The sequence below is a fragment of the Sphingomonas sp. NIBR02145 genome, from assembly GCF_027359115.1.
Classification (GTDB): Bacteria; Pseudomonadota; Alphaproteobacteria; order Sphingomonadales; family Sphingomonadaceae; genus Sphingomonas; species Sphingomonas kyeonggiensis_A.
On the sequence record NZ_CP114791.1, the window covers coordinates 3,502,310 to 3,529,020 of the forward strand.

Annotated in this window: 31 protein-coding genes; 27 read left to right on the forward strand and 4 right to left on the reverse strand. The window is 68.2% G+C overall.

What is annotated here, in order from left to right:
* Both flgC and flgB read right to left on the reverse strand, forming a co-directional pair.
* Window positions 1-411, reverse strand: a complete 411-nt coding sequence (gene flgC, locus O3305_RS15855; protein WP_269573400.1) for a flagellar basal body rod protein FlgC — start codon at window positions 409-411, stop codon at window positions 1-3.
* 3 nt (window positions 412-414) lie between these two features.
* A complete protein-coding gene (gene flgB, locus O3305_RS15860) occupies window positions 415-768 on the reverse strand; it encodes a flagellar basal body rod protein FlgB (protein WP_269573401.1) in 354 nt (117 codons plus the stop codon).
* 216 nt (window positions 769-984) lie between these two features.
* Between flgB and O3305_RS15865 the strand changes: the two genes are divergently transcribed.
* From O3305_RS15865 to O3305_RS15905, 9 genes are all read left to right on the forward strand, one after another.
* Window positions 985-1,647: a motility protein A gene (locus O3305_RS15865; protein WP_269573402.1), complete on the forward strand. Its 663-nt coding sequence runs from the start codon at window positions 985-987 to the stop codon at window positions 1,645-1,647.
* Entirely contained in the window at window positions 1,644-2,150 is a 507-nt protein-coding gene (locus tag O3305_RS15870; protein ID WP_269573403.1) for a flagellar motor protein MotB, read from the forward strand. The genes O3305_RS15865 and O3305_RS15870 overlap by 4 nt, the downstream gene beginning before the upstream one ends.
* A gap of 53 nt (window positions 2,151-2,203) precedes the next feature.
* The gene (locus tag O3305_RS15875) at window positions 2,204-2,746 is read left to right on the forward strand and encodes a flagella basal body P-ring formation protein FlgA (protein ID WP_269573404.1); all 543 of its coding nucleotides are present in this window, start codon (window positions 2,204-2,206) and stop codon (window positions 2,744-2,746) included.
* A gap of 69 nt (window positions 2,747-2,815) precedes the next feature.
* On the forward strand, window positions 2,816-3,103 hold the full coding sequence (locus O3305_RS15880) for a flagellar biosynthesis anti-sigma factor FlgM (RefSeq protein WP_269573405.1): 288 nt from the start codon (window positions 2,816-2,818) through the stop codon (window positions 3,101-3,103).
* Window positions 3,100-3,411 carry a flagellar protein FlgN gene (locus O3305_RS15885; RefSeq protein ID WP_269573406.1) on the forward strand — a complete coding sequence of 104 codons (312 nt, stop codon included), beginning with the start codon at window positions 3,100-3,102 and terminating at the stop codon, window positions 3,409-3,411. Before O3305_RS15880 ends, O3305_RS15885 begins: the two co-directional genes overlap by 4 nt.
* Before the next feature lie 86 nt (window positions 3,412-3,497).
* Window positions 3,498-4,385 carry a lytic transglycosylase domain-containing protein gene (locus tag O3305_RS15890; protein WP_269573407.1) on the forward strand — a complete coding sequence of 296 codons (888 nt, stop codon included), beginning with the start codon at window positions 3,498-3,500 and terminating at the stop codon, window positions 4,383-4,385.
* 15 nt (window positions 4,386-4,400) lie between these two features.
* Window positions 4,401-6,473 (forward strand): flagellar biosynthesis protein FlhA, encoded by a 2,073-nt coding sequence (gene flhA, locus O3305_RS15895; RefSeq protein WP_269573408.1) that lies wholly within the window; start codon window positions 4,401-4,403, stop codon window positions 6,471-6,473.
* Between the two features lie 29 nt (window positions 6,474-6,502).
* Complete coding sequence (locus O3305_RS15900) at window positions 6,503-7,234, forward strand: sigma-70 family RNA polymerase sigma factor (protein ID WP_269573409.1); 732 nt, start codon at window positions 6,503-6,505, stop codon at window positions 7,232-7,234.
* A gap of 138 nt (window positions 7,235-7,372) precedes the next feature.
* Complete coding sequence (locus O3305_RS15905; RefSeq protein WP_269573410.1) at window positions 7,373-8,728, forward strand: M28 family metallopeptidase; 1,356 nt, start codon at window positions 7,373-7,375, stop codon at window positions 8,726-8,728.
* A gap of 269 nt (window positions 8,729-8,997) precedes the next feature.
* Here O3305_RS15905 and O3305_RS15910 read toward each other — a convergent pair whose 3' ends face one another.
* Window positions 8,998-9,816, reverse strand: coding sequence for a flagellin N-terminal helical domain-containing protein (locus tag O3305_RS15910; protein ID WP_269573411.1), 819 nt, complete (start codon window positions 9,814-9,816; stop codon window positions 8,998-9,000).
* Window positions 9,817-10,038: 222 nt separating this feature from the next.
* On the opposite strand from O3305_RS15910, the gene O3305_RS15915 reads away from it, so the two are divergent.
* The 18 genes from O3305_RS15915 to O3305_RS16000 all read left to right on the forward strand — a co-directional run bounded on the left by O3305_RS15915 (window position 10,039) and on the right by O3305_RS16000 (window position 25,429).
* Complete coding sequence (locus O3305_RS15915) at window positions 10,039-11,298, forward strand: sigma-54 interaction domain-containing protein (RefSeq protein ID WP_269573412.1); 1,260 nt, start codon at window positions 10,039-10,041, stop codon at window positions 11,296-11,298.
* Window positions 11,295-11,663 carry a flagellar hook-basal body complex protein FliE gene (gene fliE / locus O3305_RS15920; protein WP_184163048.1) on the forward strand — a complete coding sequence of 123 codons (369 nt, stop codon included), beginning with the start codon at window positions 11,295-11,297 and terminating at the stop codon, window positions 11,661-11,663. The genes O3305_RS15915 and fliE overlap by 4 nt, the downstream gene beginning before the upstream one ends.
* Before the next feature lie 3 nt (window positions 11,664-11,666).
* Window positions 11,667-13,355 carry a flagellar basal-body MS-ring/collar protein FliF gene (fliF, locus tag O3305_RS15925; protein WP_269573413.1) on the forward strand — a complete coding sequence of 563 codons (1,689 nt, stop codon included), beginning with the start codon at window positions 11,667-11,669 and terminating at the stop codon, window positions 13,353-13,355.
* Window positions 13,352-14,368, forward strand: coding sequence for a flagellar motor switch protein FliG (gene fliG / locus O3305_RS15930; protein WP_184163042.1), 1,017 nt, complete (start codon window positions 13,352-13,354; stop codon window positions 14,366-14,368). Before fliF ends, fliG begins: the two co-directional genes overlap by 4 nt.
* Window positions 14,361-15,092, forward strand: coding sequence for a FliH/SctL family protein (locus O3305_RS15935; protein ID WP_269573414.1), 732 nt, complete (start codon window positions 14,361-14,363; stop codon window positions 15,090-15,092). Before fliG ends, O3305_RS15935 begins: the two co-directional genes overlap by 8 nt.
* Window positions 15,086-16,414, forward strand: coding sequence for a FliI/YscN family ATPase (locus tag O3305_RS15940; protein ID WP_269573415.1), 1,329 nt, complete (start codon window positions 15,086-15,088; stop codon window positions 16,412-16,414). The genes O3305_RS15935 and O3305_RS15940 overlap by 7 nt, the downstream gene beginning before the upstream one ends.
* A complete protein-coding gene (locus O3305_RS15945) occupies window positions 16,407-16,832 on the forward strand; it encodes a hypothetical protein (RefSeq protein ID WP_269573416.1) in 426 nt (141 codons plus the stop codon). The genes O3305_RS15940 and O3305_RS15945 overlap by 8 nt, the downstream gene beginning before the upstream one ends.
* A gap of 7 nt (window positions 16,833-16,839) precedes the next feature.
* Window positions 16,840-18,366 carry a flagellar hook-length control protein FliK gene (locus tag O3305_RS15950; RefSeq protein WP_269573417.1) on the forward strand — a complete coding sequence of 509 codons (1,527 nt, stop codon included), beginning with the start codon at window positions 16,840-16,842 and terminating at the stop codon, window positions 18,364-18,366.
* Window positions 18,367-18,384: 18 nt separating this feature from the next.
* Complete coding sequence (locus tag O3305_RS15955; protein ID WP_269573418.1) at window positions 18,385-19,014, forward strand: flagellar basal body-associated FliL family protein; 630 nt, start codon at window positions 18,385-18,387, stop codon at window positions 19,012-19,014.
* A gap of 81 nt (window positions 19,015-19,095) precedes the next feature.
* Window positions 19,096-19,968, forward strand: coding sequence for a flagellar motor switch protein FliM (locus O3305_RS15960; protein ID WP_269573419.1), 873 nt, complete (start codon window positions 19,096-19,098; stop codon window positions 19,966-19,968).
* Window positions 19,965-20,261, forward strand: a complete 297-nt coding sequence (gene fliN, locus O3305_RS15965; RefSeq protein WP_184163020.1) for a flagellar motor switch protein FliN — start codon at window positions 19,965-19,967, stop codon at window positions 20,259-20,261. Before O3305_RS15960 ends, fliN begins: the two co-directional genes overlap by 4 nt.
* Before the next feature lie 4 nt (window positions 20,262-20,265).
* A complete protein-coding gene (locus O3305_RS15970) occupies window positions 20,266-20,514 on the forward strand; it encodes a flagellar biosynthetic protein FliO (protein WP_184163017.1) in 249 nt (82 codons plus the stop codon).
* Window positions 20,511-21,341 (forward strand): flagellar type III secretion system pore protein FliP, encoded by an 831-nt coding sequence (gene fliP / locus O3305_RS15975; RefSeq protein WP_446745987.1) that lies wholly within the window; start codon window positions 20,511-20,513, stop codon window positions 21,339-21,341. The genes O3305_RS15970 and fliP overlap by 4 nt, the downstream gene beginning before the upstream one ends.
* 4 nt (window positions 21,342-21,345) lie before the next feature.
* Entirely contained in the window at window positions 21,346-21,615 is a 270-nt protein-coding gene (gene fliQ, locus O3305_RS15980) for a flagellar biosynthesis protein FliQ (protein ID WP_269573420.1), read from the forward strand.
* Between the two features lie 7 nt (window positions 21,616-21,622).
* Window positions 21,623-22,396: a flagellar biosynthetic protein FliR gene (gene fliR, locus O3305_RS15985; RefSeq protein ID WP_269573421.1), complete on the forward strand. Its 774-nt coding sequence runs from the start codon at window positions 21,623-21,625 to the stop codon at window positions 22,394-22,396.
* Window positions 22,396-23,532 carry a flagellar type III secretion system protein FlhB gene (gene flhB / locus O3305_RS15990; RefSeq protein ID WP_184163006.1) on the forward strand — a complete coding sequence of 379 codons (1,137 nt, stop codon included), beginning with the start codon at window positions 22,396-22,398 and terminating at the stop codon, window positions 23,530-23,532. The genes fliR and flhB overlap by 1 nt, the downstream gene beginning before the upstream one ends.
* Before the next feature lie 41 nt (window positions 23,533-23,573).
* Window positions 23,574-25,022, forward strand: a complete 1,449-nt coding sequence (gene fliD, locus O3305_RS15995; RefSeq protein WP_269573422.1) for a flagellar filament capping protein FliD — start codon at window positions 23,574-23,576, stop codon at window positions 25,020-25,022.
* Complete coding sequence (locus O3305_RS16000) at window positions 25,001-25,429, forward strand: flagellar export chaperone FliS (protein WP_353739198.1); 429 nt, start codon at window positions 25,001-25,003, stop codon at window positions 25,427-25,429. Before fliD ends, O3305_RS16000 begins: the two co-directional genes overlap by 22 nt.
* A 141-nt stretch (window positions 25,430-25,570) precedes the next feature.
* On the opposite strand, the gene O3305_RS16005 is transcribed toward O3305_RS16000, so the two are convergent.
* A complete protein-coding gene (locus O3305_RS16005; protein ID WP_269573423.1) occupies window positions 25,571-26,656 on the reverse strand; it encodes a CaiB/BaiF CoA transferase family protein in 1,086 nt (361 codons plus the stop codon).
* Between the last annotated feature and the right edge of the window lie 55 nt (window positions 26,657-26,711).

Genomic DNA, 26,711 nt, shown 5'->3' on the forward strand with positions numbered 1-26,711 from the left:
TCAGCGGCCCAGCTTGAGGGTGTCGATGATCAGCGACTTGGCGGTCTGCATCACCTCGACGTTGTTCTGGTAGTTCCGGGCGGTCTCCATCATGTCGACCAGCTCCCGGGTCTCATCCACGGCGGCTTCCCAGACATTGCCGTCCTTGTCGGCCATCGGGTTGCCGGGATCGTAGCGCTTGGTCGGCTCGGAGCCCGCGGTGACCACCTGCTCGACATCGACGGTCGACATCCCGCTCGCCTGGTCGAAGGCGGTGCGGAACACCGGCTTGATCGTGCGATAGGCGGCTTCGGCACTCGACGAGACCGTGCCGACATTGGCCAGGTTCGAAGCCGTGGTGTTCATCCGCACCAGCTGCGCGCTCATCGCGCGGCCGGAGACCTGGAAGATCGAAAGCGGCTGGTCGCCCATTTCTTATTCTCCCTTCAGCGCGCGCGTGATTTGGCCGATGCGGCCGTTCAGGAACGACAGCGTCGTCTGATAGGCGACGGCGTTTTCGGCGAAGGCGGTCTGCTCGGTGGTCAGCTCGACGGTATTGCCGTCGGCCGAGGGCTGGAGCGGCACGCGGTAGAGCGTGTTGGCGTCGATCGCGGTATCGATCGAGCCGGTACCGCTGGTCGCGCTGTTGAGCGCGGCGCGGAAGTCCACGTCCTTGGCCTTGTAGCCCGGCGTCGATGCATTCGCGATGTTCGATGCCAGCATGCCCATGCGCTGCGAGCGCACGGCGAGCGCTGTGCCATGTACGCCGAAGAGGTTGTCATTGGGCATTGCACGTCTCCCGCACAAAAGTTCGGCGGGGTCCCTGCAACCGTCGTGCCAAATTGCCCGGAAGGGCGAAAAAACCGCTATTCCCCTCAGGAACGGCAAGGGGCGGCAAGGTTTTGCCGGTGTGTCGGCACGGGGTTGCCGGTCGGGGCGGGGCAGGTTGCCGGGCTCTGAGGCGCACGCAATTGGCCCGCCTCTTGCACCCATGCGGGCATGGATATGAATGTGCTTCCCGCGCTCGGGACTTTCCTCGATCCGCTCGCGCTCGCCATTGTCGGCGGGGGCGTGGTGGCGGGCACCGTGCTGCGCAACGCGTCGGGCGATCTTGCCCGCGGTGTTGTCGCGCTGGGCCAGTTGCCGCGCCGCCGCTTCGATGTCGAGCCGCTGGTCGCCCAGGTCTCGGCGCTCGGCCGGATCGCGCGGCGCCATGGTGTGATCGCGCTCGATCGCTCGAAGATCGAGGATCCGGACATCGCCGTCGCGGTCGCCGCGATCGTCGATGGCGCGAGTGCCAAGGACGTCGAGACCCTGCTCGAGCAGCGCCGCTGCGCCCGGTTCGAGCGGCATCGTGGCGGCTGGGAAGTCTGGTCGGGCGCTGCAGAGCTTGCGCCGGCGATGGGCATGGTCGGCACGCTGATTGGCCTGGTCGGCATGTTCGCCGCGATGAAGGACCCCCAGGCGATCGGCGGCGCGATGGCCGTGGCGCTGCTCGCGACGCTCTATGGCGCGCTGCTCGCGAATCTTGCACTGCTGCCCGTCGCAACGCGGCTCAAGCGCCGTGCCCGGCATGAGGCGCAGGAGCGACTCCGCCTCCAGCCGGCACTGGCCACGCTTGCCGGGATCGAGCCGGGCAGCGGTACGCTCAAGGAGATCGCGGCGTGACCGTGTTCGACGACGAGGAGCCCACGCGCGCGCCCTGGCTGGTCACCCTGGCCGATCTGTCGCTGCTGCTCGTCGGCTTCTTCGTCTTCCTCCAGGCCAGCCAGGTCGATCCGATAAAGCTCGCCGCGGGCATCCGTTCGGGCTTCGGCGCGAGTGAAAGCGTGGCAGTGCCGGCGCCGATGCCGGTCGATATCGCCACTGCAACCGGCTTCGCACCGGGCTCGGCCGTGCCGGTCGATACGGCCTCAGCGCTCGAATGGGCACGCAGTGCTGCGCGCGATCCGCGTACCCGCCTGCGCATCACCGGCGAAGTCGATGGGTCGGCGCAGGACGTCGATCCGGCCACCGGCAGCGGGCCGATCCTGGCTGCCGATCGTGCCCGTGCGGTCGCCGCGCTGCTCATCCGCGAGCATGCGATCGATCCGTCGCGCATCGTGATTTCCACCGGGCGCGGCCAGCGCCGCGCCGTCCTCGCCCTCGGCTTTGAAGGGGGGCGGCAATGATTTGCCGTCCGGCAATTGCCGCCCCTTGCCGCTCTTTCCACAAGGAGAAGAAGATGCTCCTCGCCATTGCCATGATCGCCGCCGCGCCCGCCGGCGCGCAGGATTTCCAGTCGACTGCGGTGCTCGATACCGTCGTCGCGCAGTTTACCGGCAAGTCGGTCGGCGAGCAGGGTGGGGCGATCGCGCCGATCGATGCGCGCCTGAAGCTCACCCGCTGCGCCGCGCCCCAGCTCGAATGGCGCAGCGAGGGGCATGACGCGGTCGTGGTTCGCTGCATGGCGCCGGCCTGGAAGATCTTCGTGCCGGTCGCCGCGGTACCCCGGCCCAAGGCCGCGGTGCCTGCGCCGATGCCTGCCAATATCGTCGTCCGCCCGCCCGTTGCGGTGAAGGCCGAGCCGGTGATCAAGCGCGGCGATTCCGTTACGGTCGAGGCGGGGTCGGAGGGCTTCTCGATCTCGCGCCAGGGCGTTGCGGTGAACGACGCGCCCGCCGGCGGCCGGATGAGCGTGAAGGTCGATGACAAGCAGCCGCCGATCCAGGCGATCGCGATCGAGCCCGGCCGTGCGCGCCTGCCGGGCTATGCCGAGGGTGGCTGAAATTTTTCGGTAAAGTTTCGCGTGCGGCGGCCGTTTGAAGGGCTGCAGGCATAGCGAGGATTGCAGGCAATGGTGGAATCAATCGGCACGAAGGCAGGCGCGGTTACCGACCGTCGCACTGTGCCCGTTGAACCCGCTGCCCGGGTCGCTTCGGTGCGTCCGGTGGCGAGCGACACGCCGGCGGTGCAGAGCGCCGCGGCGGATATAGCGAGCAGCGAGGCGGCCCGGCCGCCGGTCGATGCCGAGCGCGTCGCCCGGATCCGCAAGGCGATCCAGGAGAAGCGCTTCCCGCTCTATCCGGCCGAGATCGCCGATCGCCTGCTCGCGTACAAGCTCGAATGGAAGCCGAACCAATGACCCGGCGCGACGCGCTCATCCAGGTGATCGAATGCCTCCATGCCGAGATTGCGGCGCTGAAGGCGAGCGATGTCGCCGGATTGGAAAAGGCCACCCAGGCCAAGCTTGCCGCGATCGACACGGTGGCACTCTATGACGGCGAGGCTCCGGGCCCCGAGATCCGCGAGCTGGCGGCGGAAGCGCACAAGCTCAACGAGACCTGCCGCATCTATGTGAACCTGATGGCGGCAAATGTTCGCCGCCGCCTGCAAATCCTTTCCGGTCAGCAGGCGCCTTCCTACAAGGCCGGCGGCTACGCCCTCGCCTGAGCGGGCGTCCCTAACCCGCATTAACCAGAACTGGCACGGTACTTGCTCCGATAGCCCCGAATAAGGGCAATCCGGATCAGGACCAGATGAGCGTCACTTCGGTCAATACCAGGGCAAGCGTCCAGACGGCGATCGCCGCGGCGAGCCGCAAGACCGGCATCGACTTCAACTATCTGCTCGGCCAGGCACAGGTCGAGAGCGGGTTGAAGGCGGACGCGCGCGCCGGCACCTCCTCGGCGACCGGCCTCTACCAGTTCATCGAGCAGAGCTGGCTCGGCGTGGTCAAGCAGCACGGCGCCGAGCACGGCCTGTCCTGGGCCGCCGACAGCATCAAGCAGACCAGCACCGGGCGCTATGTGGTGAGTGATCCCGCCGCCCGCAGCGCGATCCTCAACCTGCGCAGCGATCCGCAGACCGCCTCGCTGATGGCCGCCGAGCATGCCGCCGACAACAAGGCGTCGCTCGAGGACAGCCTTGGCCGCCCGGCCACCGGCACCGACCTTTATATGGCGCACTTTCTGGGCCTGGGCGGCGCCGACAAGTTCCTGAGCGCGATGGCGGAGAGCCCGGGCCGCACCGGCGCCAGCATGTTCCCCGCCGCCGCACGCGCCAATCGCAGCGTGTTCTACGCTTCGAACGGCCAGCCGCGCACGCTTTCGGAGATCTACAGCCGCTTCGCCGGCAAGCTCGACCAGGGCGCTGCCGCAGGCGGTGCCAGCGGCCTCGCCTCGGACGGCCTGGATGGCAGTTTCAGCGCCGCCGCCCGCGCCTGGAGCGATGGCGACAATGAAGTCGTACTCGGCAACGGCGCTGTCGATAGCGACCGGCACTGGGTGCAGAACACACTCGCCCAGCTCAATGTCTCGCAGGGCGCCAATGCCAGCGATCCGCTCGGCCGCCGCATCGATCCGCTGCGCCCGACGCCGGAAAACGCCCGCCTCGCCTATCTCATGCTCGCGAACCTGGGAGCGTAACCCCTAGTGTCTGCCATGTCGCTTCCCGCGGGCGCAGTGCCCGCCGCCAAGAGCTTCGCGCTGCCCGGCGCGATCCTGTTGCTCGTCGCGCTGATGGTGGTGCCGATCCCGGCCTTCCTGCTCGACGCCTTCTTCATCCTCAACATCATGATCAGCCTCGCGGTGCTGATGGTGGCGCTGAACGCGCAGAAGCCGCTCGACTTCTCCGCCTTCCCCACCGTGCTGCTGTTCGCCACGCTGTTCCGCCTCGGCCTCAACGTTGCCTCGACCCGCGTCGTGCTGGTCCATGGCCATGAGGGCGAAAGCGCCGCCGGCCATGTGATCGAGGCGTTCGGCACCTTCATGATCGGCGGCGACTATGTCGTCGGCCTGGTCGTGTTCGCCGTCATCGTCATCATCAACATGATCGTGGTGACCAAGGGTGCCGGCCGCGTCTCCGAAGTGTCGGCCCGCTTCACCCTCGATGCCCTGCCCGGCAAGCAGATGGCGATCGACGCCGATCTCAATGCCGGCCTGATCACTCCCGACGATGCCCGCGCCAAGCGCCTCGAAGTCTCGACCGAAGCCGATTTCTACGGCGCGATGGACGGTTCGTCCAAGTTCGTGAAGGGCGATGCGATCGCCGGCCTGCTGATCCTCGCGATCAACGTGGTCGGCGGCCTGATCCTCGGCGTCGCCAGCCACCAGATGGCGGTGGGCGAGGCAGCCTCGACCTATGTCCTGCTCGCCATCGGTGACGCGCTGGTCGCCCAGGTTCCGGCGCTGCTGCTCTCGATCGCGGCCGCCGCCATCGTCACCCGCGTCAAGTCGAGCGACGATCTCGCTGGCCAGATCGGCAGCCAGTTCGCCAGCCACAAGACCTGGACCCCGGTCGCGGTCATCCTCGGCCTGCTCGGCGTCTTCCCGGGCATGCCGCATTTCCTGATGCTGCCGGCCGCCGCGGGCGCGGGCTTCGCCGCCTGGCACCTCCGCAAGGTTTCGCTCCGTCCGAAGATTGTCGCCGCGCCCCCGGCCGAGCCGACCGACCTGTCGAAGATCGGCTGGGACGAAGTCACCGACAACATGCAGGTGATGCTCGACATCGGCTACGGCCTGGTGCCGCTGGTCGACGAGCGTCGCGGCGGCCCGCTGATGGGCCGGATCACCGGGGTGCGCCGGCAGCTCTCCAAGGAGCTCGGCTTCGTCGTCCCGCAGGTGCGCGTGCGCGACGACATCAACCTCGCGCCCTTCACCTATCGCATCGTCATCGGCGGCGTCGTCATGGCCGAGGACAATGTCTCGCCCGACGAGGTGCTGGCGATCGACACCGGCCAGGCCGCCGGCCGCCTCCAGGGCAAGCAGGTCAAGGACCCGACCTTCGGGCTCGACGCGATGTGGATCGCCCAAGGCGATTCGGATGCTGCGATCGGCCTTGGCTATCTCGTCGTCGATCCGGGCACGGTGATCGCCACGCACCTCAACCAGTGCCTGATCCAGAACGCGTCCGATCTGCTCGGCGCCGATGAGGTCCAGTCGCTGCTCGAAGGGCTCAAGGAGCGCTCGCCCCAGCTGGTCGCGGCGCTCACCCCGGCGCCGGTGCCGCTCACCACGCTCACCCAGATTCTGCGCGGCCTGCTCGCCGAGAGCATCCCGCTCAAGGAATTCCGTCGCATCGCCGCCGCCATCGCCGTCGCCGCCCAGCGCACGCTCGATGCCGAGGAGCTGATCGAGCTGATCCGTCCCGAGCTCGGCCCGCTGATCATCCAGCGCCTGTGCGGCGTGCGCGAGCCGCTGCGGGTGATGACACTCGAAGGCCAGCTCGAAGCGCTGCTCGGCCAGGCGGTTCGTTCCGATCCGTCGCGCCGCCACACGATCGAGCCCGATCTCGGCCGCCGCATCGCCGATGCGCTCCAGCGCGCCGCCCAGCCGCTAATCGCCGAGGCCAAGCCCTTCGCGCTTGTCGTCCAGCCTTCGATCCGCATCGCGATCCGCAAGCTCGTCCGCAACGTCCTGCCCGACACGCCGGTGATGAGCTTCTTCGAAGTGCCCGAGGACAAGGCCGTCGAAGTCATCGCCGTGATCGGTGCGCCGGAGGCGCTGCCCGCATGAATGCTTTCACCCCAGGGAAACTTGACGCCATGGCATCACTGGCTCTCTCGCCCCTAGTCTATACGCCGACCACGCCGCATCGCGATCCGGAGGCGCTGGTGCGCAAGCACCTGCCGCTGGTCCGCCGCATCGCCTGGCACATCCATGGTTCGATGAGCTCGCTGGTCGAGGTCGAGGACCTGATCCAGGTCGGGCTGGTCGCGCTGATCGAGGCGGCGGGGAGCTTCGAGGATCGCGGGCAGGTGACCTTCGAGCAATATCTCGCCACCCGGCTGCGCGGCGCGATGATCGACGAGCTGCGCCGCCAGGCGACGACCACGCGCGGGGCGATGCGCCGGCGCAAGGCCTATCAGGAGGCGGTATCGGTGCTGACCCAGGAGCTGGGCCATGCGCCCGATGACGACCAGGTCGCGGCCAGGCTCGGCGTCACGACCGAGAAGCTGCGCACCGACTATGCCAATGCCGAGGCGGTGCGCTTCGATTCGATCGACGACACCTATTCGGACGAGAGCCCCTGGTTCATGTCCGACGAGCCCAATGCCTTCGACCAGCTCGCCGAAAGCGACCAGCGCCAGGCACTGATCGCTGCGATCACCGAACTCCCCGAGCGCGAGCAGCAGGTGATCCAGCTCTATTATGTCGAGGAACTGAACCTCGAGGAGATCGGCCAGGTGCTCGGCGTCGGCGCCGCGCGCATCTGCCAGATCAAGGCCTCGGCGCATGCGAAGCTGAAAAAGGGCCTCGCGCGAAGGCTGACATAATCCGTTATCCCGGCTTTCGCCCGGATAACTGTGCTGCGGCGCCAAATCGTAACTTTCGAAACTTTCCGCCCGCGCCCCGCTTGCGCGGCCCCGGCGCATGCCGCACACATCCGCCCCGAACAATTCGGGGGATTTCACGTGACCAAGCATCTGTTCCTGGCCGGCGCGCTGGCGTTCGCAATGACGGCCTCGCCGGCGCTCGCGCAGGACAAATGGACCGTCCGCCCCGAATGGGTCCGCGCGCATGAGAGCTTCCTTGCCAGCGATGCGTTGCAGGGCCGCGGCAGCGCCACCCGCGACGAGGCGATCGCCGCCGCTTATGTCGCCTCGCAGTTCGAAGGCTATGGGCTCAAGCCGGCGCCGGGCATGCCCGGTTATCTGCAGCCCGCGAAGATCATCCGCTATGCGGCCGGCGGCCCGGCGACGCTGACGATCGGCGGCAAGCCGGCGGCAGCGCCTACCGTGCTGGTCGGCTCGGTCGATCCGGTCTCGGGCACTTCGGCGGTGTTCGACGGCGAGGATCCCGCCAAGGTCCCGCATGTCGACGTGCTGTTCGTCACCGGCGGCAAGGGCTCGCCGATGGCGCTGGTTCGCGCCGCCACTGCCGCGGGCGTTAAGCTGGTCATCGTCCGCGAGAGCGAGATGACCCAGAACATGGTCAAGGGCCTGGGCGGCAAGCCGCGCCTGCCCGCCGGGCTCGAGGGCAAGGCGCCGCCGAGCTACGCCGCGCTCGCGACTTTGCCCTCGGCCGATTTCGACAAGGCGATCGCCCAGGCCGGCGCGCCCGTCAGCTTCGTGCTGCCGGTGGTGAAGGAAGAAGCGATCACCACCAATGCGATCGGCTGGCTGCCGGGCAGCGATCCCAAGGCGGGCGTGATCCTGGTCAGCGCGCATCTCGATCACCTCGGCGTGCGGCCCGACGGCACGATCATGCACGGCGCCAATGACGATGCCTCGGGAACCACTGCGGTGCTCGAGCTCGCCCGCGCCCTGGCTGCGGCGAAGCAGACCAAGCGCGGTCTGCTGTTCGTCGCCTATGGCAGCGAGGAGATCGGCGGCTATGGCTCCAGCTATTTCGGCGATCACCCGCCGGTGCCACTCGACCAGATTGTCGCCAATATCGAGATCGAGATGATCGGCGCGCAGGATCCCAAGCTTCCCGCCGGCACGATGATGATGACCGGCTTCGAGCGCTCGACCCTGGGCGAGACGCTCAAGGCGCATGGCGCGCTGGTCACTTCCGATCCCTATCCGGACCAGCATTTCTTCGAGCGTTCGGACAATTATTCGCTCGCGGTGCGCGGGGTGGTGGCGCACACCATCTCGGGCTGGGCGGTCACGCCCAACTATCACACCGCGCAGGACACGCTGGAGAATCTCGACATCGCGTTCATGACCCGCGCGATCCAGTCGCTGGTTGCGCCGCTCCAGTCGCTGGCCAACAGCGCCGCCAAGCCTGAATGGAAGCCGGGCGGCCGGCCGGAGAAGAAGTAAGCCCGGGCGTTCATCGGCCTTACGGTTCCCCAGCGCCCTATCGTCGGCGCTGGAACCTCTCGAACGACATTGCAACTGGGCCCCGGCCTTCGCCGGGAATCGGCCGATCCATCTCGACATTCCGGTCCGCGTGGAGCGCACGGGAACATGCGCAAAGAAAAACCCCGGTGGTACGCGACCACCGGGGTTCCCCATGCGCCCCCTTGGTATGGCAAGGGGTGACCGGCCGCGGCGCCTGTCAGGGGGGTGACACCCCGACCGGCACGCGCTTATCGGAGAAGCGAAAGAACCGTCTGCTGGCTCTGGTTCGCCTGGGCGAGCATCGCCGTCGAAGCCTGCGAGAGGATCTGTGCCTTGGCGAGCGCCGCGGTTTCGGTCGAGAAGTCGGTGTCCTCGATCCGGCTGCGGGCGTCGCTAAGGTTCGCCACGTTCGACTGCAGGTTGTTCACCACCGACTCGAGCTGGCTCTGGCCGGCGCCGAGGCTGGCGCGGGCGGTGTTCACGGTCTTCAGAGCGTCGTCGATCGTGGTCTGCGCGTCTTCCGCACCGTCCGCGTCCGAGATGTCGACCGCGACGGCGTCGTCGAGGTCGATGTCGCTGAAGTCCAGGGTCACCTTGTCGGCGGCGTTGGCGCCGGCCTGGATGGTGACCGAGCCCGAATCACCCGCAGTGCCGTCGAACAGGGCGACGCCGTTGAAGGTGGTGTTGCTCAGGATGTTGGTGATCTGCGTGGTGAGCGCGGTCACTTCGGTCTGCAGGTTGCTGCGGTCGTCGTCCGAATAGGTGCCCGAAGCCGACTGGACGGCCAGCTCGCGGATACGCTGCAGCATGTTGGTGACTTCGCTCAGCGCGCCTTCTGCGGTCTGCGCCATCGAGATGCCGTCATTGGCGTTGCGGATGCCCTGGTTCATGCCGCGGATCGACGCGGTCATGGTGTTGGCGATCGCCAGGCCGGCGGCGTCGTCCTTCGCGCTGTTGATGCGCTTGCCGGTCGACAGGCGCTCCATGGCAGTGCTCAGCGCCTTGTTGGCGCCGCTCGAAGCATTGGCGGCGCGCAGCGCCGCGGTGTTGGTCGCGATAACAGTCATGTTCGTTACTCCATGCTCGTCGGCTTCCCGCGTACCCCCCTGAACGGGAGCTCGGAGCCGCCAAGGCAAGGAACGGCCGGCTTTCGCCCGGCTTAAGCGAAAAATTTCGGCTCTACGTGCGCACGCGTAGACGCGCCCGGACCAAAGCGGTCTCGAAATGGGCAATTTTACGCGTCGTTAACCAGATTAGTCTCAAAAGGGGATGTGTCTCAGGGGGTAACAATGCGATCCATCCTTCCGTCGGCCGCCGTGCTTCGCCAGAAATATGCGCTCGTCTCGTCGCTGCGGGCCCAGGGCTTTGCGATCGGCGCGGGCGAGGACGGCCGCGCGAGCGCGCATGACCTGTTCCTGGTGGCGGAAGGCGAAGTGCCCCCGGCCGCCGCGCGCACGCTGATCCTCGGCGACGAAGGCCGTCAGGCGATCGCGTTCGGCGACGGCAACCCCGCCCGCCTTTCCTATACCTCGGACGACGCCGCGGTCGGTGCCGGCTTCGCGACCGCGCTGCTGCGCGGCCCGCACGAGCCCGTCGCCGCCGATCCCGAGAGCCTGGCGCTGCTCGCGCTGGCCGAGCGCGTCGCCGCATCCGACATCACCGTGCTGATCAACGGCCCGACGGGCACTGGCAAGGAAGTGCTGGCCCGCGCGATCCACCACAACTCCGCCCGCAAGGACGGGCCGTTCGTGGCGATCAACTGCGCGGCGCTGCCCGAGACTATGCTCGAGGCGATGCTGTTCGGCCACCAGAAGGGCGCGTTCACCGGTGCCTCCTCGGGCGGCCAGGGCTTCTTCCGCGCCGCGCATGGCGGCACCCTGCTGCTCGACGAGATCGCCGAGATGCCGCTTAACCTTCAGGCCAAGCTGCTCCGCGTGCTGCAGGAGCGCGAAGTCGTGCCGATCGGCGGGACCATGCCGGAGAAGGTCGACGTCCGCGTCATCGCCTGCGCCAACCGCGATCTGCAGGGCGAAGTCACCGCCGGCCGCTTCCGCGCCGACTTGTACTATCGCCTCTCGGTCTTCCCGCTCGCCACCCGCGCGCTCGCCGATCGCCCCGGCGACATCGCCGCGCTGTCGGCCGCGATGGTGGTGCGCCACGCCGGCGGCCGCGGCGCGATGCCGTGGATCTCGAACGCCGCGCTCGACGCGCTTCTTGGCCATGACTGGCCCGGCAATGTCCGCGAGCTCGAGAATGTCATCCAGCGCGCGCTGCTGCTCTGCGGCGGCCGCACCATCGATCCCGAGCACCTGATCTTCGACCGCCCCGTGGCGCGCCGTATCGAGGTCGAGACTGCGGGCACGCTGTCGAACATCGTCCAGATCCACGAATTCGCGGCGATCCGCGACGTGCTCGCCGAATGCGGCGGCAGCCGGATCGAGACGGCGAAGCGGCTCGGCATCTCCGAGCGCACCCTGCGCTACCGCCTCGCCAAGGCGCGCGAGCAGGGCGAGAGCATCGACTTCGGTAAGGCGAGGGCTTCGGCATGAGCGGCGTTGACGGTATCGGCGGCGGCGCGATGAGCGTCGATCGGGTCATGGCGCTCCGCGCCCAGATCCTCGAGCGCAACGCCGCGCTCGCCAAGGCCAACGAGACGCCCGCCGGCACGATCACCGGCGCCTCGGGCACCAAGTCGACCAGCTTCACCTCGTCGATGGAAGAGGCGTTCAAGCAGGTCAACCAGTCCCAGGCTCAGGCCGGTGCACTGTCCGAGGCCTATGAACGCGGCGAGACCGTGGACATCGCCAAGGTGATGCTCGCCCGCCAGCAAGCCTCGGTCGGCTTCGAGGCGACCCTGCAGGTCCGCAACAAACTCCTGTCCGCTTACAAGGACATCATGAGCATGCCGGTGTAATCCATGAGCAACGCCCTCACCTCCACCGATGCGCCCCTCCTGCCTGCCTCCGCGGGCCGTTTCGGCGCGCCGCTCGCCCAGATGCGCGGCATCCTCGCCCAGCCCGCCGTGAAGCGCGCGATGCCGCTGATCTTCCTGATCGGCCTGGTCGCCGCCGGCTTCCTCGCCTGGTCGCTGGTCTCGACCCCGCCGCAGCGGATCCTGTTCGCCAACGTGACCGATGCCGACAAGGCGGCGATCACCACCGCACTCGACGGCGCCAGCATCAAGTCGAGCATCGACAGCTCGGGCTCGATCACCGTCGCCGAGGATGATTTCCACAAGGCCCGGATGCTGCTCGCCAGCCAGAACCTGCCCAAGGCAGCGCCTGGCGGCTACCAGATCCTCGACCAGCTCCCGATGGGCGTTTCCCGCGCCGTCGAGGGCGAGCGCCTGCGCCAGGCCCGCGAGACCGAGCTCGCCCGCTCGATCGAGGAGATCGATTCGGTCGCCGAGGCCCGCGTCCACCTCGCCACCCCCGAGGCCAGCGTCTTCGTGCGCGACAAGGCGCAGCCCACCGCTTCGGTGATCCTCAAGCTCCAACCCGGCCGCGCGCTCGGCGACGCGCAGACCCGCGCGATCGTCAACCTCGTCGCCTCGTCGGTCCCCGGCATGGCGCCGGAGGGCGTCACCATCGTCGACCAGATGGGTGCCCTGCTCTCGAAGAAGGGCGGCGACGCCAATTCGGCCAGCGACGCCCGCATCGACTATCAGCGCCGCATCGAGGACAAGTATCGCGAGCAGCTCGTCCAGCTGCTGACCCCGCTGGTCGGCGCAGGCAACTTCACCGCCGAAGTCCAGGCCGATGTCGACCTGGACGAGAACCAGGCGACCCGCGAAAGCTATGACAAGGAAGGCGCCGTCCTCGCCGCCGAGCAGGGCGCCTGGACCGGCTCCAAGGATGGCCAGGCTCCCGGCGGCATTCCCGGCGCGCTCTCCAACACACCGCCGCCCGCCAGCACGATCACCGCGCCCAACGCCCAGCCGACCCCCGGTGCAGCTGCCGCCCCCGGCACCACCACTGCGGCCGGCGCCAGCCAGGCGACGCCGCAGAAGCAGAGCGACAGCTTCACTCGCACCTATGAGACCGGCAAGCAGGTCTCGGTCACCCGCCAGGCCCCGGGCGGCATCAAGCGCCTCTCGGTCGCGGTGCTGCTGCGCGAGGAATCGGGCAAGCCGCGCTCGCAGGTCGAGATCCAGCAGGTCACCCAGCTGGTCCAGGCCGCGGTCGGCTATAATCAGGGCCGCGCCGATCAGGTCACCGTGATCAGCCGCAAGTTCACCACCACTGCCGATGCCGCCGACAAGGGGCCGGCCTGGTATGACGCGCCCTGGGTTCCGCTCGCCGCGCGCAACGCCACTGCGCTGGTCATCGCGCTGCTCGTCCTCTTCCTCGGCGTCCGCCCGCTCACCAAGGCGTTGCTCAAGAAGCGCGAGGAGCCTGCCGGCGCCGGCAACCGTCCGGCGCTGTCGATGAGCGGTCCGTCCGGCGAGGAAGCCGGCCCGGGCGCCCCGCCGGTCTCGATCGACATGCTCGAAAGCGCCGGCAACAGCTATGACGAGCGCGTCGGCCTGGTCCGCGGCTTCACGCGCGACAATCCGGCCCGCGCCGCTCTGGCAGTGCGCGACATGATCAAGGCAGACGCGCAATGAACGCCATCCGCAGCTTCAACGGCGTCGAGCGCGCCGCGGTCCTGATGATGCTGGTCGGTGAGGAGGAGGCTGCCGCCATCCTCCAGAAGCTGGACCCGGAAGAGGTGCGTTCGCTCGGCAAGGCGATGTTCAACGTCGCCGATGTCAGCGAAGCCGAGGTCGAGATCGTCCTCGACGATTTCGTGTTCAAGGCACGCGAGCGCACCGGCGTCACCTTCGATCCTGCGCCCCGGATCGAGAGCATCATGAACAAGGCGCTCGGCCCCGAGCGTGCCTCGGGCGTGCTCGCCCGCGTCATGCCCGCCAGCCAGGCCGCCTCGATCGAATGGCTCGACTGGTTCGAGCCCGAGGAGATCGCCGGGATGATCGAGAACGAGCATCCGCAGATCGCCGCGGTGCTGCTCGCCAATCTCGATCCCGATATCGCCGCCAAGGTTTTCGAGCATCTGCCCGAAGCCGCGCAGCCGCAGATCCTGCGCCGCATCGCGAAGCTCGGCCCGATCCCGCCCGAGGCGATCGAGACCCTCAAGACGATGCTCCAGGGCCGTGCCGGCATGGGCGGCCGCAAGTCGAGCGGCGGACTCCAGCTCGGCGGCACGCGCGAAGCGGCCAAGATCCTGTCCGGCGCCCGCAAGATCACCGAGCAGCGCGTCATGCCCAAGCTCGCCAAGATCGACCGTGAGGTCGCCCGTGCGATCGAGGAGGCGATGTTCGTCTTCGACAACCTGCTCGAGCTGGACGACAAGAACCTGTCGACGCTCATCCGCAACATCGACACCACGATCCTGGTCAAGTCGCTCAAGGGCGTCGAGGAAGAGGTGCGCGAACGCTTCCTGGGCTGCATGTCGAGCCGCGCCGCCGATGGCATCCGCGACGAGATGGAATCGCTTGGGCCCATGAAGATGGCCGATGTCCTCGATGCGCAGAAGGCGATGATCGCCATCGCGCGCGGCCTGGTGAAGGACGGCACGCTGCAGATGCCGTCAAAGGGCGGGGACGACGACTATGTCTGAGTTCGCACCGGGCTTTTCCGGGCGGATCCGCGCCGCCGAACATGTCCTGGCCCGCGCCTTTGGCGACGGGGTCGGCTTCGCGCCGTCGGAGGTCGACCGGATCGGCCGCCGTGTGTTCGAGGAAGCGCCGGCCCAGCCGCGCCACTTCGCGCCCGCCAATCCCCAGGCCAATCCCACCGAAGGCTGGGATCCCTTCGCCGCCGACACGCAGCACCATGTCGAGCCGGGCCCGTTCATCGATCCGATCGCCGCCGCGCATGATGCCGGTTTCGCGGAAGGCCATGCCGCCGCACTGGTAGAGGCCGATGCCGTCCGCGCGCGCGAGACGGCCTTGCTCGATCAGGTCTCGGCCGCGCTCGCCAGCGGTGCCCATTTCGATCGCGATCGCATGGCCGGCCAGCTCCGCCAGACCGTGCTCCACCTGGTCACCAGGCTGGTCGGCGAAGTCGGCGTCGCGCCCGATGTCCTCGCCACCCGGATCAACGCCGCGGTCGACCTGCTCGCCGACAGCGCCGAATCCGCGCTGCTTCGCCTGAATCCCGACGATGTCGCCTTCGTCCAGGGCAAGCTGCCCGCCAGCGTCTTCCCGGTCGGCGATCCGCATGTCCAGCGCGGCGGCTTCGTCATCGAAAGCGCCTCGACCATCGTCGAGGACGGCCCCGATCTGTGGCTCGAACAGCTCGCCCAGGCGATCGACCGCGTGCCGATTCCGCCCGCATGCTGAACCTGTTCGCCGAAGACTATCTGCAGGGGTTGGGCGGCAGCGATTTCGCCCCGCGCCCGCGCATCTCCGGACGCCTGTCCTCCTATGACGGGCTGCTGATGGAGGCGGTCGGCCTCCAGCTTCCCGTCGGCACGGTCTGCGCGATCGGCGATGGCGACAGTCGGGTCGAAGCCGAGGTGATCGGCTTCCGCGCCGGCAAGACCTTGCTGATGAACCTTGGTGGCCCCGCCGCCCTGCTCCCCAACGCCCCGGTCCGCCCGATCGGCGCGCCGGGCGAAGCGGAAGTCGGTGCGGCGATGCTCGGCCGTGTCGTCGATGGCTCGGGCAAGCCGATCGACGGGCTCGGCCCGATCCGCGGCGCGGGTAGCTGGCCGCTCGCCGGCAAGCTCCAGTCGCCCCTGGACCGTGGCCGCGTGCTCCAGCCGCTCGATGTCGGCGTGCGCGCGATCAACGGGCTGCTCACCATCGGCCAGGGCCAGCGTGTCGGCATCATGGCCGGCTCGGGCGTGGGCAAGTCGGTGCTGCTCGGCATGATGGTCCGCGCCGCCCAGGCCGACGTGATCGTCATCGGCCTGATCGGCGAGCGTAGCCGTGAAGTCGCCGATTTCCTCGAGACCAAGGTCGCCGGCGCCGCCCGTGCGCGCTCGGTGGTCGTCGCGGTGCCCGCCAATCATTCGCCGGTGCTCCGCATTCGCGGTGCCTTGCGCGCCACTGCCATTGCCGAGGCGTTCCGCGCCGAGGGCAAGAAGGTGCTGCTTATCATGGATTCGCTCACCCGCGTCGCCCATGCCGGCCGCGAGATCGGCCTGGCGCTGGGCGAGCCGGCATCCGCGCGCGGCTATCCGCCCTCGGCCATCGCGATGCTGCCCAGCCTGATCGAGCGCGCCGGCACCGACGTCCATACCGGCGGATCGATCACTGCGATCTACACGGTGCTGGCGGATGGTGATGACGGCAATGATCCGGTGGTCGATTCGGCCCGCTCGATCCTCGACGGCCATATCGTGCTCAGCCGCGCGCTTGCCGAACGCGGCGTCTATCCCGCGATCGATCTCGGCCCCTCGGTCAGCCGCGTGATGACCGATATCGTGCCCAGGGATCATGTCGCCGCCGCCCGCGTGCTGCGCCGCCATCTCGCGACCTATGAAGAGAATCGCGACCTCGTCCTGATGGGTGCCTATCGCGCCGGCGCCGATCCCGAGATCGACGCGGCGATCGCCTGCCACCCGGCGGTGATGGAATATATCCGCCAGGCATCCGACGAGATCGTCTCGCTGCCCGATGCCGTGACCGAGCTGGTCGGCGTCTTCGGTCATGGCTAGGTCGGTCAAGAAGCTCGACCGGTTGCTCCGCGTCCGTACGCTCCAGCTCGATCTGGTGCGCGCCGACGAGGTTCGTGCGCTCGCCAAGGTCGATCAGGAAGCGAAGCTTCGCGAGCGTATCGCTAACCTCGCCGCGAACGTCGCGCCCGCGCCCAGCGCTTCCGAATCGGCGTCGAGCCTCGCCGCCGCTGCGCATTTCCGCGACCGTCTCCACCAGTCCGCCTTTGCCGCCGACAAGCGGGTCGAAGTCGCCGAGCAGAGCCTGGAAATGGCCCGTGCCGCCACGCGTGAGGCGCGGCGCGACCAGAACGCCATCGAGAAGCTGATTACCCGTGCCGAAGCCGATGCCGCGCTCAAGGCATTGCGCGAGCTCGAGCAGCTTCCGCCCATGGGCAAAAATCGGCACGATATTTGCTGAGTACTCCGTGAACCAGTTTCACGGGGACCAGAAGTTGATCCAGCTCGCCACCGCGCTTCCCACTGTAACCGTAGGGCCCGTCAAGCCGAATGCCGCGATTTCCGCGGATGTGAGCGGCTTTGCGCTGGCCCTGGGAGCGCTGATGCCCAAGATCGCCGCGCCTGTCGCCGCTCCCCAGGGCAAGCCGGGCGAAGCGGCGGTCCTGGTGCCCGGCCGGCAGGATGTTGCCGAGGGCGGCAAGGAATTGCCGGATGCCGTGCTGGGCCTGGAGGGGCGCAGCGAGGAGCAGGCTGGCGCCGAGGCCGATGGCGGCGACAAGGATGCGAGCGCCGAGGACGCGCCACCCCCGCCTTTCGCCTGGTTCGCCACCGCAGCCACGCCGGCAGTCGAACCCGAGGCGCAGGCCGAGGTCGCGTCGGCGGTCACCGTCGAGGGAGGCGGCAAGCGCCATGCCCGGGCCGGGGTTGCGCTGCCGGAAATGCCGGCCGTCGAGGCGCCGACAAAGGCGACCAGTGCCGAGGCGGCCGCCCCGCAGGTCGCCGCGCCGGCGGTGCCGCAAGCGAAGCCGGTGGCCGAAGCGGGTCCCGCCGTGCCTGCGCCGCGCCAGCCCGTAGCCGACGCTGTCGTCGCTTCAGGGCCCTCGCCTGCTACGGGTCCCGCCGTGCAAGCCGCGCGCGCCGTGCCGGTCGATCCCGCCGTCGAAGCTGCCATGGCCACTGCCGTGACGACCACGATTGCGGACGCGGCCGCCGATGCCGGGCCGGTATCCCAGGCTCCGCTGCCCCAGGCCCCGCGCGAGCTGCGCCAGGCCGCGGCAGAGGCGCCGGTAGTGCGGATCACGCTCGACAAGCCGGCGGTGCCGCAGAAGCTGTCGATTGCCGATGTCACACCGGCTGAGGCGCAAGGCGCTGCTATCGCGTCGCCGTCGGTCGCGGATCAGATCTTCGCCGCCTTCGATCGCCCGCGCACGCAGGGCAGTGCGACCGCCGCAGGCGATCCGCAATCCGCGCTTTCCACGCTCGCCGCGCCGACGACCGGTACCCAGACCACTTCCGCTGTTGCAGCCGCCGGTCAGGCACAGGATGCGCCGCTCGACACGCAGCATCAGGAATGGACCGCGAAGATGCTCGATCGGATCGAGGCGCTGCGCGATGCCGCGCCCGTCCGCGAGACCAAGATCAGCCTGATGCCCGAAGGGCTCGGCAAGGTCGATATCGCGATCCGCCAGGACGATGCCGGGCTGCATGTCCAGTTCAGCACCGATACCCAGTCGGCGCGCCAGCTGATCGCCGACGCCCAGCCCAAGCTTGCCGAGATCGCGCAGGAGCGCGGCATCCGTATCGGCTCGACCAGCGTCGATACCAATGCGGCCGGCTCCAATGGCGGCGGCACCGGTACGAACACCGCCAGCTCGCAGATGAATCAGGGCCAGCGCCAGGATGCGCAGCCCCAGCGCAACCAGCCTTCGGCGCCGCTGCCCGGTCAGCGGCGCGAGGCTTCCTCTTCCACCAGTCAGGATGAACGGGTCGCCTGAGGCCCGCGGAGATAGATGATGGCCGATATCAAGGATGCGGGCGCCACCGAGGCGCCGAAGAAGAAAAAGAAGAACCTGCTGCTGCTCGTCGGCCTGCCGGTCGTGCTGCTCGGCGGCGGCGGTGGCGCGGCCTTCTACGGCATGCAGGCGGGCTGGTTCAGCGCTGCGGCGCATGCCGAGGAGAAGGATGAGCCGCATCTCGTGCCCAAGAGCGACGAGAAGCGCGCCTCGATGAAGGAAGGCGGCGAGGGCGGCCATGGCGGTGAAGAGGGCGGCGAGGCCCCTGGCCATGGCGGCAAGCCGACGCCCAAGGGCGAAGGCGGCGATAAGTACGCGTCGAGCTATTATCCGATGGAGAAGGAGTTCACCTCCAACCTCCAGGACAGCGTCCATTTCGTCCAGGTCGGCATCGCGGTGTCGACGCCCTATGACGAGCGCGTCCTCGAGAACATCAAGACGCATGAGATCGCGATTCGCTCGGCGGTGCTGATGGCGCTGGGCGAGACGACCGAGGACGAGGTGTTCACGGCCGAGGGCAAGCGCCACATCCAGGACCGGCTGGCCAAGGCAATCAACGGCGTTTTGAAGGAAAAGGAAGGTTTTGGCGGGGTTAGTAACGTCTACTTTACCAATTTCATCGTTCAGTGAACGGGCATGGTTAACAGCCCTTCACCAGACGGCTCGGCCGATCGGCGGGAACGCCCCCGGACCAGCGCGGAACACGCGCCGGTGCTGGGGACGGCCAACCTGAATCCGTTCGGCGACCTGGTCACGCTGCAGCATCTCAGCGCGCGCCTGGCCAAGTCCCTGAAGGGCAGTTTCGAAGGGCTGCTGCGCAAGGACCTGCGTGCCTGGGCAGAGCCGCTCTCCGTCCAGCGCTTTGCCGACTACAAGGCCGAGCGGGGCGGAATGCTTTCCGCCTGGCAGCCGATGGTGATGGGCAATGCCCGTGCCCGCGCCCAGTTCGTGCTCGAGGCCGGGCTGGTCTTCGAGATGCTCGATGCATTCTTCGGCGGCGACGGTGAAGCACCCAATCCGCTGCCGAATGAGTTCACGCCCGCGGCTGAAGCCCTGGTTGCCCGGCTCGCCCAGTCCAGCGCGCTGCTGCTCGACAAGGCCTGGGAGCCGCTGTCGCGCATCGCCTTCCGGGCCGAGGGCGCATCCAATCTCGCCGCCGCGCCCGATCTCGGCGCCGACGACCCGGTGGTGGTCACGCGCTTCGGCCTCGCGGCCGGCGAGGACCGCCCGCATTTCTTCGACATTCTCTATCCCGTCGCCGCTTTGAAGCCGCATGGCGCCGCGCTGATGGTCAAGGTCCACGGCAACAAGGACGAGGTGGAGCCCGAATGGCGTTCCGGCCTCACCCGCGCGGTGATGGCGGTGACGCTGCCCGTGCGCTCGGTCCTTGCCGAACCGATCATGCCGCTCGGCCGCCTGCTCGAGCTCAAGGAAGGCGACGTCATCCCGATCGATTTCGGCCCCGAGGTTCCGGTGATGGTGGCGAAGCGCCGCCTCGGCACCGGCCTTGTCGGCACCGCCAACGGCCGCGCCGCGGTCCGCCTCACTTCGCTCGAACCGCTCAACGCAGAGGACTTCCAATGAACGACATGACGGCCTCCCTTCAGGTCGATACTGCCGTCGCCGCCAATTTCCGGCTGCTGCAGGATGTCGACGTCAAGCTCACCGTCGAGATCGGTTCGACCCGGCTGACCCTGCGCGAGCTGCTCGCGCTCGGCGAAAGCAGCGTGATCGAGCTCGATCGCGAAGCCAATGAGCTGCTCGACGTGTTCGTCAACGGTACGTTGATCGGCCGCGGCGAAGTGGTCACGGTCGGCGAGAAGTTCGGCGTGCGGATGACCGAGCTGGTCAGCCCGGACAAGCGCGCGGCGCGTTGATCCCATGACCTGGTACATCATCAAGCTGATCGTGCTGCTGCCGCTCGTCTGCGGTCTGCTGGTCGGTTGCCTCTATGCCTGGCGCAAGCTCGAATCGCGCCTGCCCAAGAACCAGACGACCCGGATGGTGCAGCTCAAGGAGACGATGATGCTCTCCCCGGGCCTGCGCCTCGCCGTCATCGAGTTCGAAGGCCAGAAGCTGCTCGTCTCGGTGAGCCGCAGCGGCGTCACCCTGGTGGACAAGCAGCAATGACCCGCGCGATCGTCCATGCCCCCCGCACGATGGGCGGGCGCGCCGCGCTGTTCATCGGCATCCTCGCCTTCCTGGTGCTGTTCGCCTTCCCGGCCTTCGCGCAGGGCGCGGCGCCGGCCGTGCCGACGCCGGTGGCGACTCCGGGCGTGGGCGATGCGGTCGATCGCGCGCTGGGCGATCTGGGTGGCGGCAATGCCCCGCTCAGCCTGTCGCTGCAGGTCCTCATCATCATGGGCCTGCTCACGGTGCTGCCGGGCATCCTGCTGATGATGACCAGCTTCACCCGGATCATCATCGTGCTGGCGCTCCTGCGTCAGGCTCTGGGTCTCCAGCAGACTCCGCCCAACCAGGTGCTGATCGGCCTGGCGATGTTCCTCAGCTTCTTCGTGATGGCGCCGACGCTCAACACGATGAACACGACTGCCATCCAGCCCTATTCCGCCGGCAAGATCGGCGCGACCGAGATGATCTCCAAGTCGGGCGAGGCGCTGCATGGCTTCATGATCAAGCAGACCCGCACCAAGGACGTCACCCTGTTCGCCGGGCTCGCCAAGAGCGGTCCCTATGCCAAGCCGCAGGACGTGCCCTTCTCGGTGCTGCTGCCGGCCTTCGTCACCTCGGAGCTCAAGACTGCCTTCCAGATCGGTTTCCTGATCTTCCTGCCCTTCATCGTCATCGATCTCGTCGTCGCCACCGTGCTGATGGCGCTCGGCATGATGATGATGTCGCCGACGATCATCTCGCTGCCCTTCAAGCTGCTGCTCTTCGTCCTGGTCGACGGCTGGGCGCTGACGATGGGCTCGCTCGCCTCCAGCTTCGTGAGTTAGCACGATGGACGCCGATTACTTCCTCACCATCGGGCGCGAGGCGATGTGGGTGCTGGCGCTCGCCGCCACCCCGATCCTGGTGCCCGCGCTGCTCGCCGGCCTCGTCCTCGGCATGGTCCAGGCCGCAACGTCGATCCAGGAGCAGACGCTCACCTTCGTGCCCAAGCTGATCGTGGTCGGCATCAGCCTGATCATCTTCGGCTCGATGATCCTCGGGCTGCTCGGCGATTTCACCGTCAGCATCTTCGAGCGCATTCCGGATCTGGTGAAGTAACGCCGCCATGCTGATGGGCTTCGGCCTCTCTATCGAGCCGCAGCTCTGGGCCCTGCTGTTCGCCATGGTGCGGATCGGCGCGGCCTTCGTCGCGGCGCCGGTGTTCAGCGCAATGGCGATCCCGCTGCCCGCGCGCATCGCGCTCACCGGCGCGATCGGCGTGCTCGTGCTCAACGTCGCGCACGTCACCCCGCCGGCCGAGATCTTCTCGCTCACCACTTTCCTCGCGATCGCCGCCGAAGCGCTGACCGGGCTGGCGATGGGCTTTGTCCTGCAGGTCGCATTCTCCGCGCCGATGGTGGCCAGCGAAGTCATCTCCATGTCGATGGGCCTGGGCTTCGCCAACACGGTCGATCCCAATAGCGGCCACGCAACCCCGGCGATCGGCACCTTCCTGTCGCTGATGCTCACCCTGATCTTCCTGTCGCTCGACGGGCACCTCGTCCTCGTCGAGCTGGTGGTGCGCAGCTATGACGTCATGCCCCCCGGCGCCTGGATCGCACCCGATCGGCTGCTCGGCATCGCGATGTTCGGCGGCTATACCTTCCTCGCCGGGCTGCTGCTCTCGCTGCCGATCGGCTTCCTGCTGCTCTGCCTCAACCTGATCGTCGGCATGCTCAGCCGCGCCGCGCCGGCGCTCAACCTGTTCGCGGTGGGGCTGCCCGCCAGCCTGCTCTTCGGCGTCGTCGCGATGCTGCTCGCGCTCCCTGCCATGGGGGACTACCTCGTCGTCATCGTCCGCGAATCGCTCACGATGATGCCGCAGCTGGTGCTCGGCTGATGTCGGAGTCCGGCGGCGAAAAGACAGAAGCCCCAACAGCCAAGCGCAAGCGCAAGGCGATAGACGACGGGCAAATACTCAGCTCGAAGGATTTCGGCACCGCGCTGATCGTGCTGCTCGGCTGCAGCTGGATGATGTTCTTCGGCCCCTCGCTGGTACGCGCCTGCAAGGAAGTGATGGTCGGCAGCTTCACCTTCGGGGTTGCCGACGTCGAGGATTTCGAGCCCTGGCGTCCGATCGCCGAGGCGGGCTGGAAGCTCGCCACCCCGATGCTCGCGCTGCTGCTGCTCGCGGTGATCGGCGCGATCCTCAGCCATGCCGGGCTGGCCGGCATCCGCTGGAACTCCAAGCTGTTCGCGCCCAAGGCCTCGCGGATCAACCCGGCTTCCGGCCTTGCGCGGATCTTCGGTCCCAATGGCTGGATCGAGCTCGGCAAGGGCCTGCTCAAGGTCGTGCTGCTCGGCAGCATCGGCACCTGGCTGCTCTGGTCGATGACGCGCCGCTCGCTCGGCCTGGTCGAGGCGGACCTGCACGGCGCGATCGGGGCGATGGGCGGCGAGTTCCTCACCCTGCTCTTCGTCATGGCCGGTGGACTGCTGCTGATCGCCGGCGTCGACCTGCCGATCCAGATCCTGCGCCACATGGCCAAGCTGCGCATGACCAAGCAGGAAGTCCGCGACGAGCACAAGGAGAGCGAAGGCTCGCCCGAGGCCAAGGCGGCCCAGCGCCAGCGCCAGCGCCAGATCCTCAAGGGAGGCTTCCGCAAGGCAGTGGCCACCGCAAACGTGGTCATCACCAACCCGACCCATTTCGCGGTGGCCTTGCGCTATGAACAGGGCAAGGACCAGGTGCCGGTGCTCGTCGCCAAGGGCCGCGGAGCTACCGCGCTGGCGATCCGCGAGCTCGCCGGCGAGCTCGACGTGCCGATCCTCGAAATCCCGCAGCTCGCCCGCGCCGTCTATTACACCAGCAAGGAAAACCAGGAGATCCGCGACGATCTCTACATGGCGGTCGCCACCGTGCTCGCCTTCGTCTTCCAGCTCAGCAAGCGGGCCAATGCGGTGATGCCGCCGGTCACCGTGCCCGACACCGCACTTTTCGACGAAAACGGCCGCAAACAGGCACGCGCGCACTAAAATCGGCGCGGCACCGGCCGTTTACCGGGGGAGAGGTAGACATGACCACGACAACGGCCACCACTGCGACTCCGACGCCTTCGATCGCCACCACCCTTGGTACGGGATCGGGGATCGACATCACCGCGCTGGTCAATTCGCTGGTCACCAACGCGTTCACCAACAAGAACGCGATGCTCACCCAGAAGAATGACGCGCTGACCGCGCAGATTTCGCAGATCAGCACGATCAAGAGCAATATCAGCGACTTCTCGGCGGCGCTCACTTCGCTGACCGGCTCGGGCTCGCTGTCGACCCAGCCGACCAGCTCGAACACCGGCATCCTCAACATCACCCGGCTGCCCGGCGCCGACCTGTCGGGGCTCAGCGCCACCGTCGAGGTACGCCAGCTCGCCCAGGGCCAGGTGACCAGCTCGCAGCTCTTCTCGGGCGGCAGCGCGACGGCGATCGGCACCGGCACGCTCACGCTCAGCTTCGGCACCGCCACCGTCACCGACGGCGCGATGACCGATTTCACCCAGGGTCCCGCTGCCTCGATCGACATCACGGTCGGCTCGGGCAATTCGACGCTCAAGGGCATCGCCGACGCGATCAACGCCAAGAAGGCGGGTGTCACCGCCTCGATCCTCAGCGACAACAATGGCGCGCGGCTGGTGCTGAAGAGCGCGACCGGCGCGTCGCAGGCCTTCACGCTGAGCGGCACCGGCGACCTGTCGGCGCTCAATGTCGGCGTCGGCGCGAGTTCGTCGGTCAATCAGGTCGCGCAGGACGCTCGCGTCGCGATGGACGGCGTCGAGGCGAAATACCCGACCAACAGCATCTCGGGCCTGATCCCCGGCGCGCGGCTCGATCTCGTCGCGGCGCAGGTCGGCACCAAGGTGGCGATCGGCGCCGCCACGCCCACCGCGGCGATCAGCCAGGCGGTCACCAACTTCGTCGACACCTATAACCAGGTGCTGAAGTCGGTGCAGGACGCCACCGATCCGATCACCGGCCCCTTGCGCACCGATCCGGCGGCGAAGGACCTGCTGCGCCAGCTCAAGAGCCTGTCGCTCGCCGAGCTGGTGCCGGGCGCCACCGACGATGTGCCGCACAAGCTCGCCGATATCGGCGTGAAGACCAATCGCGACGGCACGCTCTCGGTCGACAGCGCGCGCCTGTCCAAGGTGCTGTCCACCTATCCCGACGATGTCGAGGCGATCTTCGCGGAAGGCGCGGGGATCAGCAAGGCGCTGTCCAGCCTGGTCGCCACCGCGATCGGCAGCAGCACGCCGGGCAAGGAGACGGGGCTCACGTCGAGCAACAAGACCTACACCAAGCAGATGGACAAGCTCTCCGAGCAACAGGACAAGGTCGTCACCGATACCGCCAACATGCGCGATCGGATGACGCAGCAATTCGCCGCGATGGATGCCAAGGTCGCTGCCTACAAGTCGACCCAGAGCTTCCTGACGCAGCAGATCGCCGCTTGGAACAGCAGCGGCAGCTGATGCGCTACGCCTCGGCCCTCGCCGCCAACCCCGCGGAAACCTATCGCCAGATCGACATCGTCGGCCGTGCCGCCGGTGGCGATCCGCACGCGCTGGTCGGCCTGCTCTACGAGGAAGGCGTCGCCGCGCTGCGCACGGCCGCCTGGGCGGTCGAGCGTGGCAATTATGCCGTGCGCGGCGAGCGGGTCGCGCGGGCGACGGCGATCCTGTTCGCGCTCGAGGCCGGGCTCGATTTCGAGAAGGGCGGCGATGTCTCGAAGACGCTCGCCACCTTTTATCACGGCCTGCGCGGCCAGATCCTGCAGGCCGCCGTCGGTACCGATCCCGCACCGTTCCGCGACGCGGCGAACAGCCTCGACGAGATCGCCCGCGCCTGGAGCAGCCTGAAGACCGGCCCGGCGGCCTAGGGGCTCCGACACGCAACCCTTTCAGTTCCCCGGCGAACGCCGGGGCCCAGGGTTTCTCTGCCGTATCGCTCTGTTGCCCTGGGCCCCGGCGTTCGCCGGGGAACCGCCAGCCTAACCGCAGAATCCTGAATGCGGGCCGTCCTAGGCCGCCCCCCAGCGCGCCAGCACATCCTCCACGCTTTCGTCCACCGGCGGCAGTGCCTCGGCGGGCGTCGCCGAGAAGCGCGGCGTCGGCACGGGCTGCACGCCGCCGTCCCGCGCCGCGAAGGTGCCGCGCGCGCGGTTCTGCGGATGGAGCGGTGCCTCGGTCAGCGACAGCACCGGTGTCACGCAGCCATCGCCGCTCTCGAACAGCGCCGCCCATTCGTCGCGCCCCCGCGAAGCAAAGGCGGCGGCGAGGACTTCGGTCAGCGCCGGCCAGGCGGCGCGGTCATATGGGTCGAACCGGTCCGCCGCGATCCCCAGCCCGGCGCACAACGCGCGGAAGGCCTGGGGCTCGAGCGCACCGACCGCGACATGGCGGCCATCGGCACAGGCATAGCAGCGATAATAGGGCGCGCCGCCATCGACCATGTTGGCGGTGCGGGCATCGACCCAGCGGCCCGAGGCGTGGAGCGCATAATAGAGCGACATCATCGATGCCACGCCGTCGATCTGCGATGCCTCGATCACCTGGCCGCGCCCGGTGGCCTGGGCGGCGAGGATGCCGGAGACCAGCCCGAGCGCGAGATACAGCGCGCCGCCGGCATATTCGCCGATCAGGTTGAGCGGCGGCACCGGCGCGGCGGCCGGGCCGATCGCATGGAGCGCGCCGGACAAGGCAAGGTGGTTGATGTCGTTGCCGGGCGTGCCGGCAAGCGGTCCCTCGCGGCCCCAGCCGCTGGTGCGGGCATAGACCAGCCGGGGATTGAGCGCGAGGCAGCGCGCCGGATCGAGGCCGATCTGCTCGGCCACGCCGGGGCGATAGCCCTCGATCACCCCGTCGGCCTCGGCAATCAGCGACAGCGCCTGCTCGCGCCCCGCCGCCTGGCTGAGGTCGAGCAGTACCTGCGATCGGCCGCGATAGAGCGGCGCGGCCACGGCGCTGCCCTCGCTGCCCGGCCGGCGGATCCGGATCACGTCGCAGCCCAGGTCGGCAAGCAGCATGCCGGCGAACAGCACCGTGCCCGGCATATCGAGTTCGACGATGCGCAGCCCCGCCAGCGGACCGTGCGTTGCTGCGACCATTTGGCTCCCCCATGCGCGATTCTGCCGATGCATAGCCGCAGCCCGCACCTCAGGT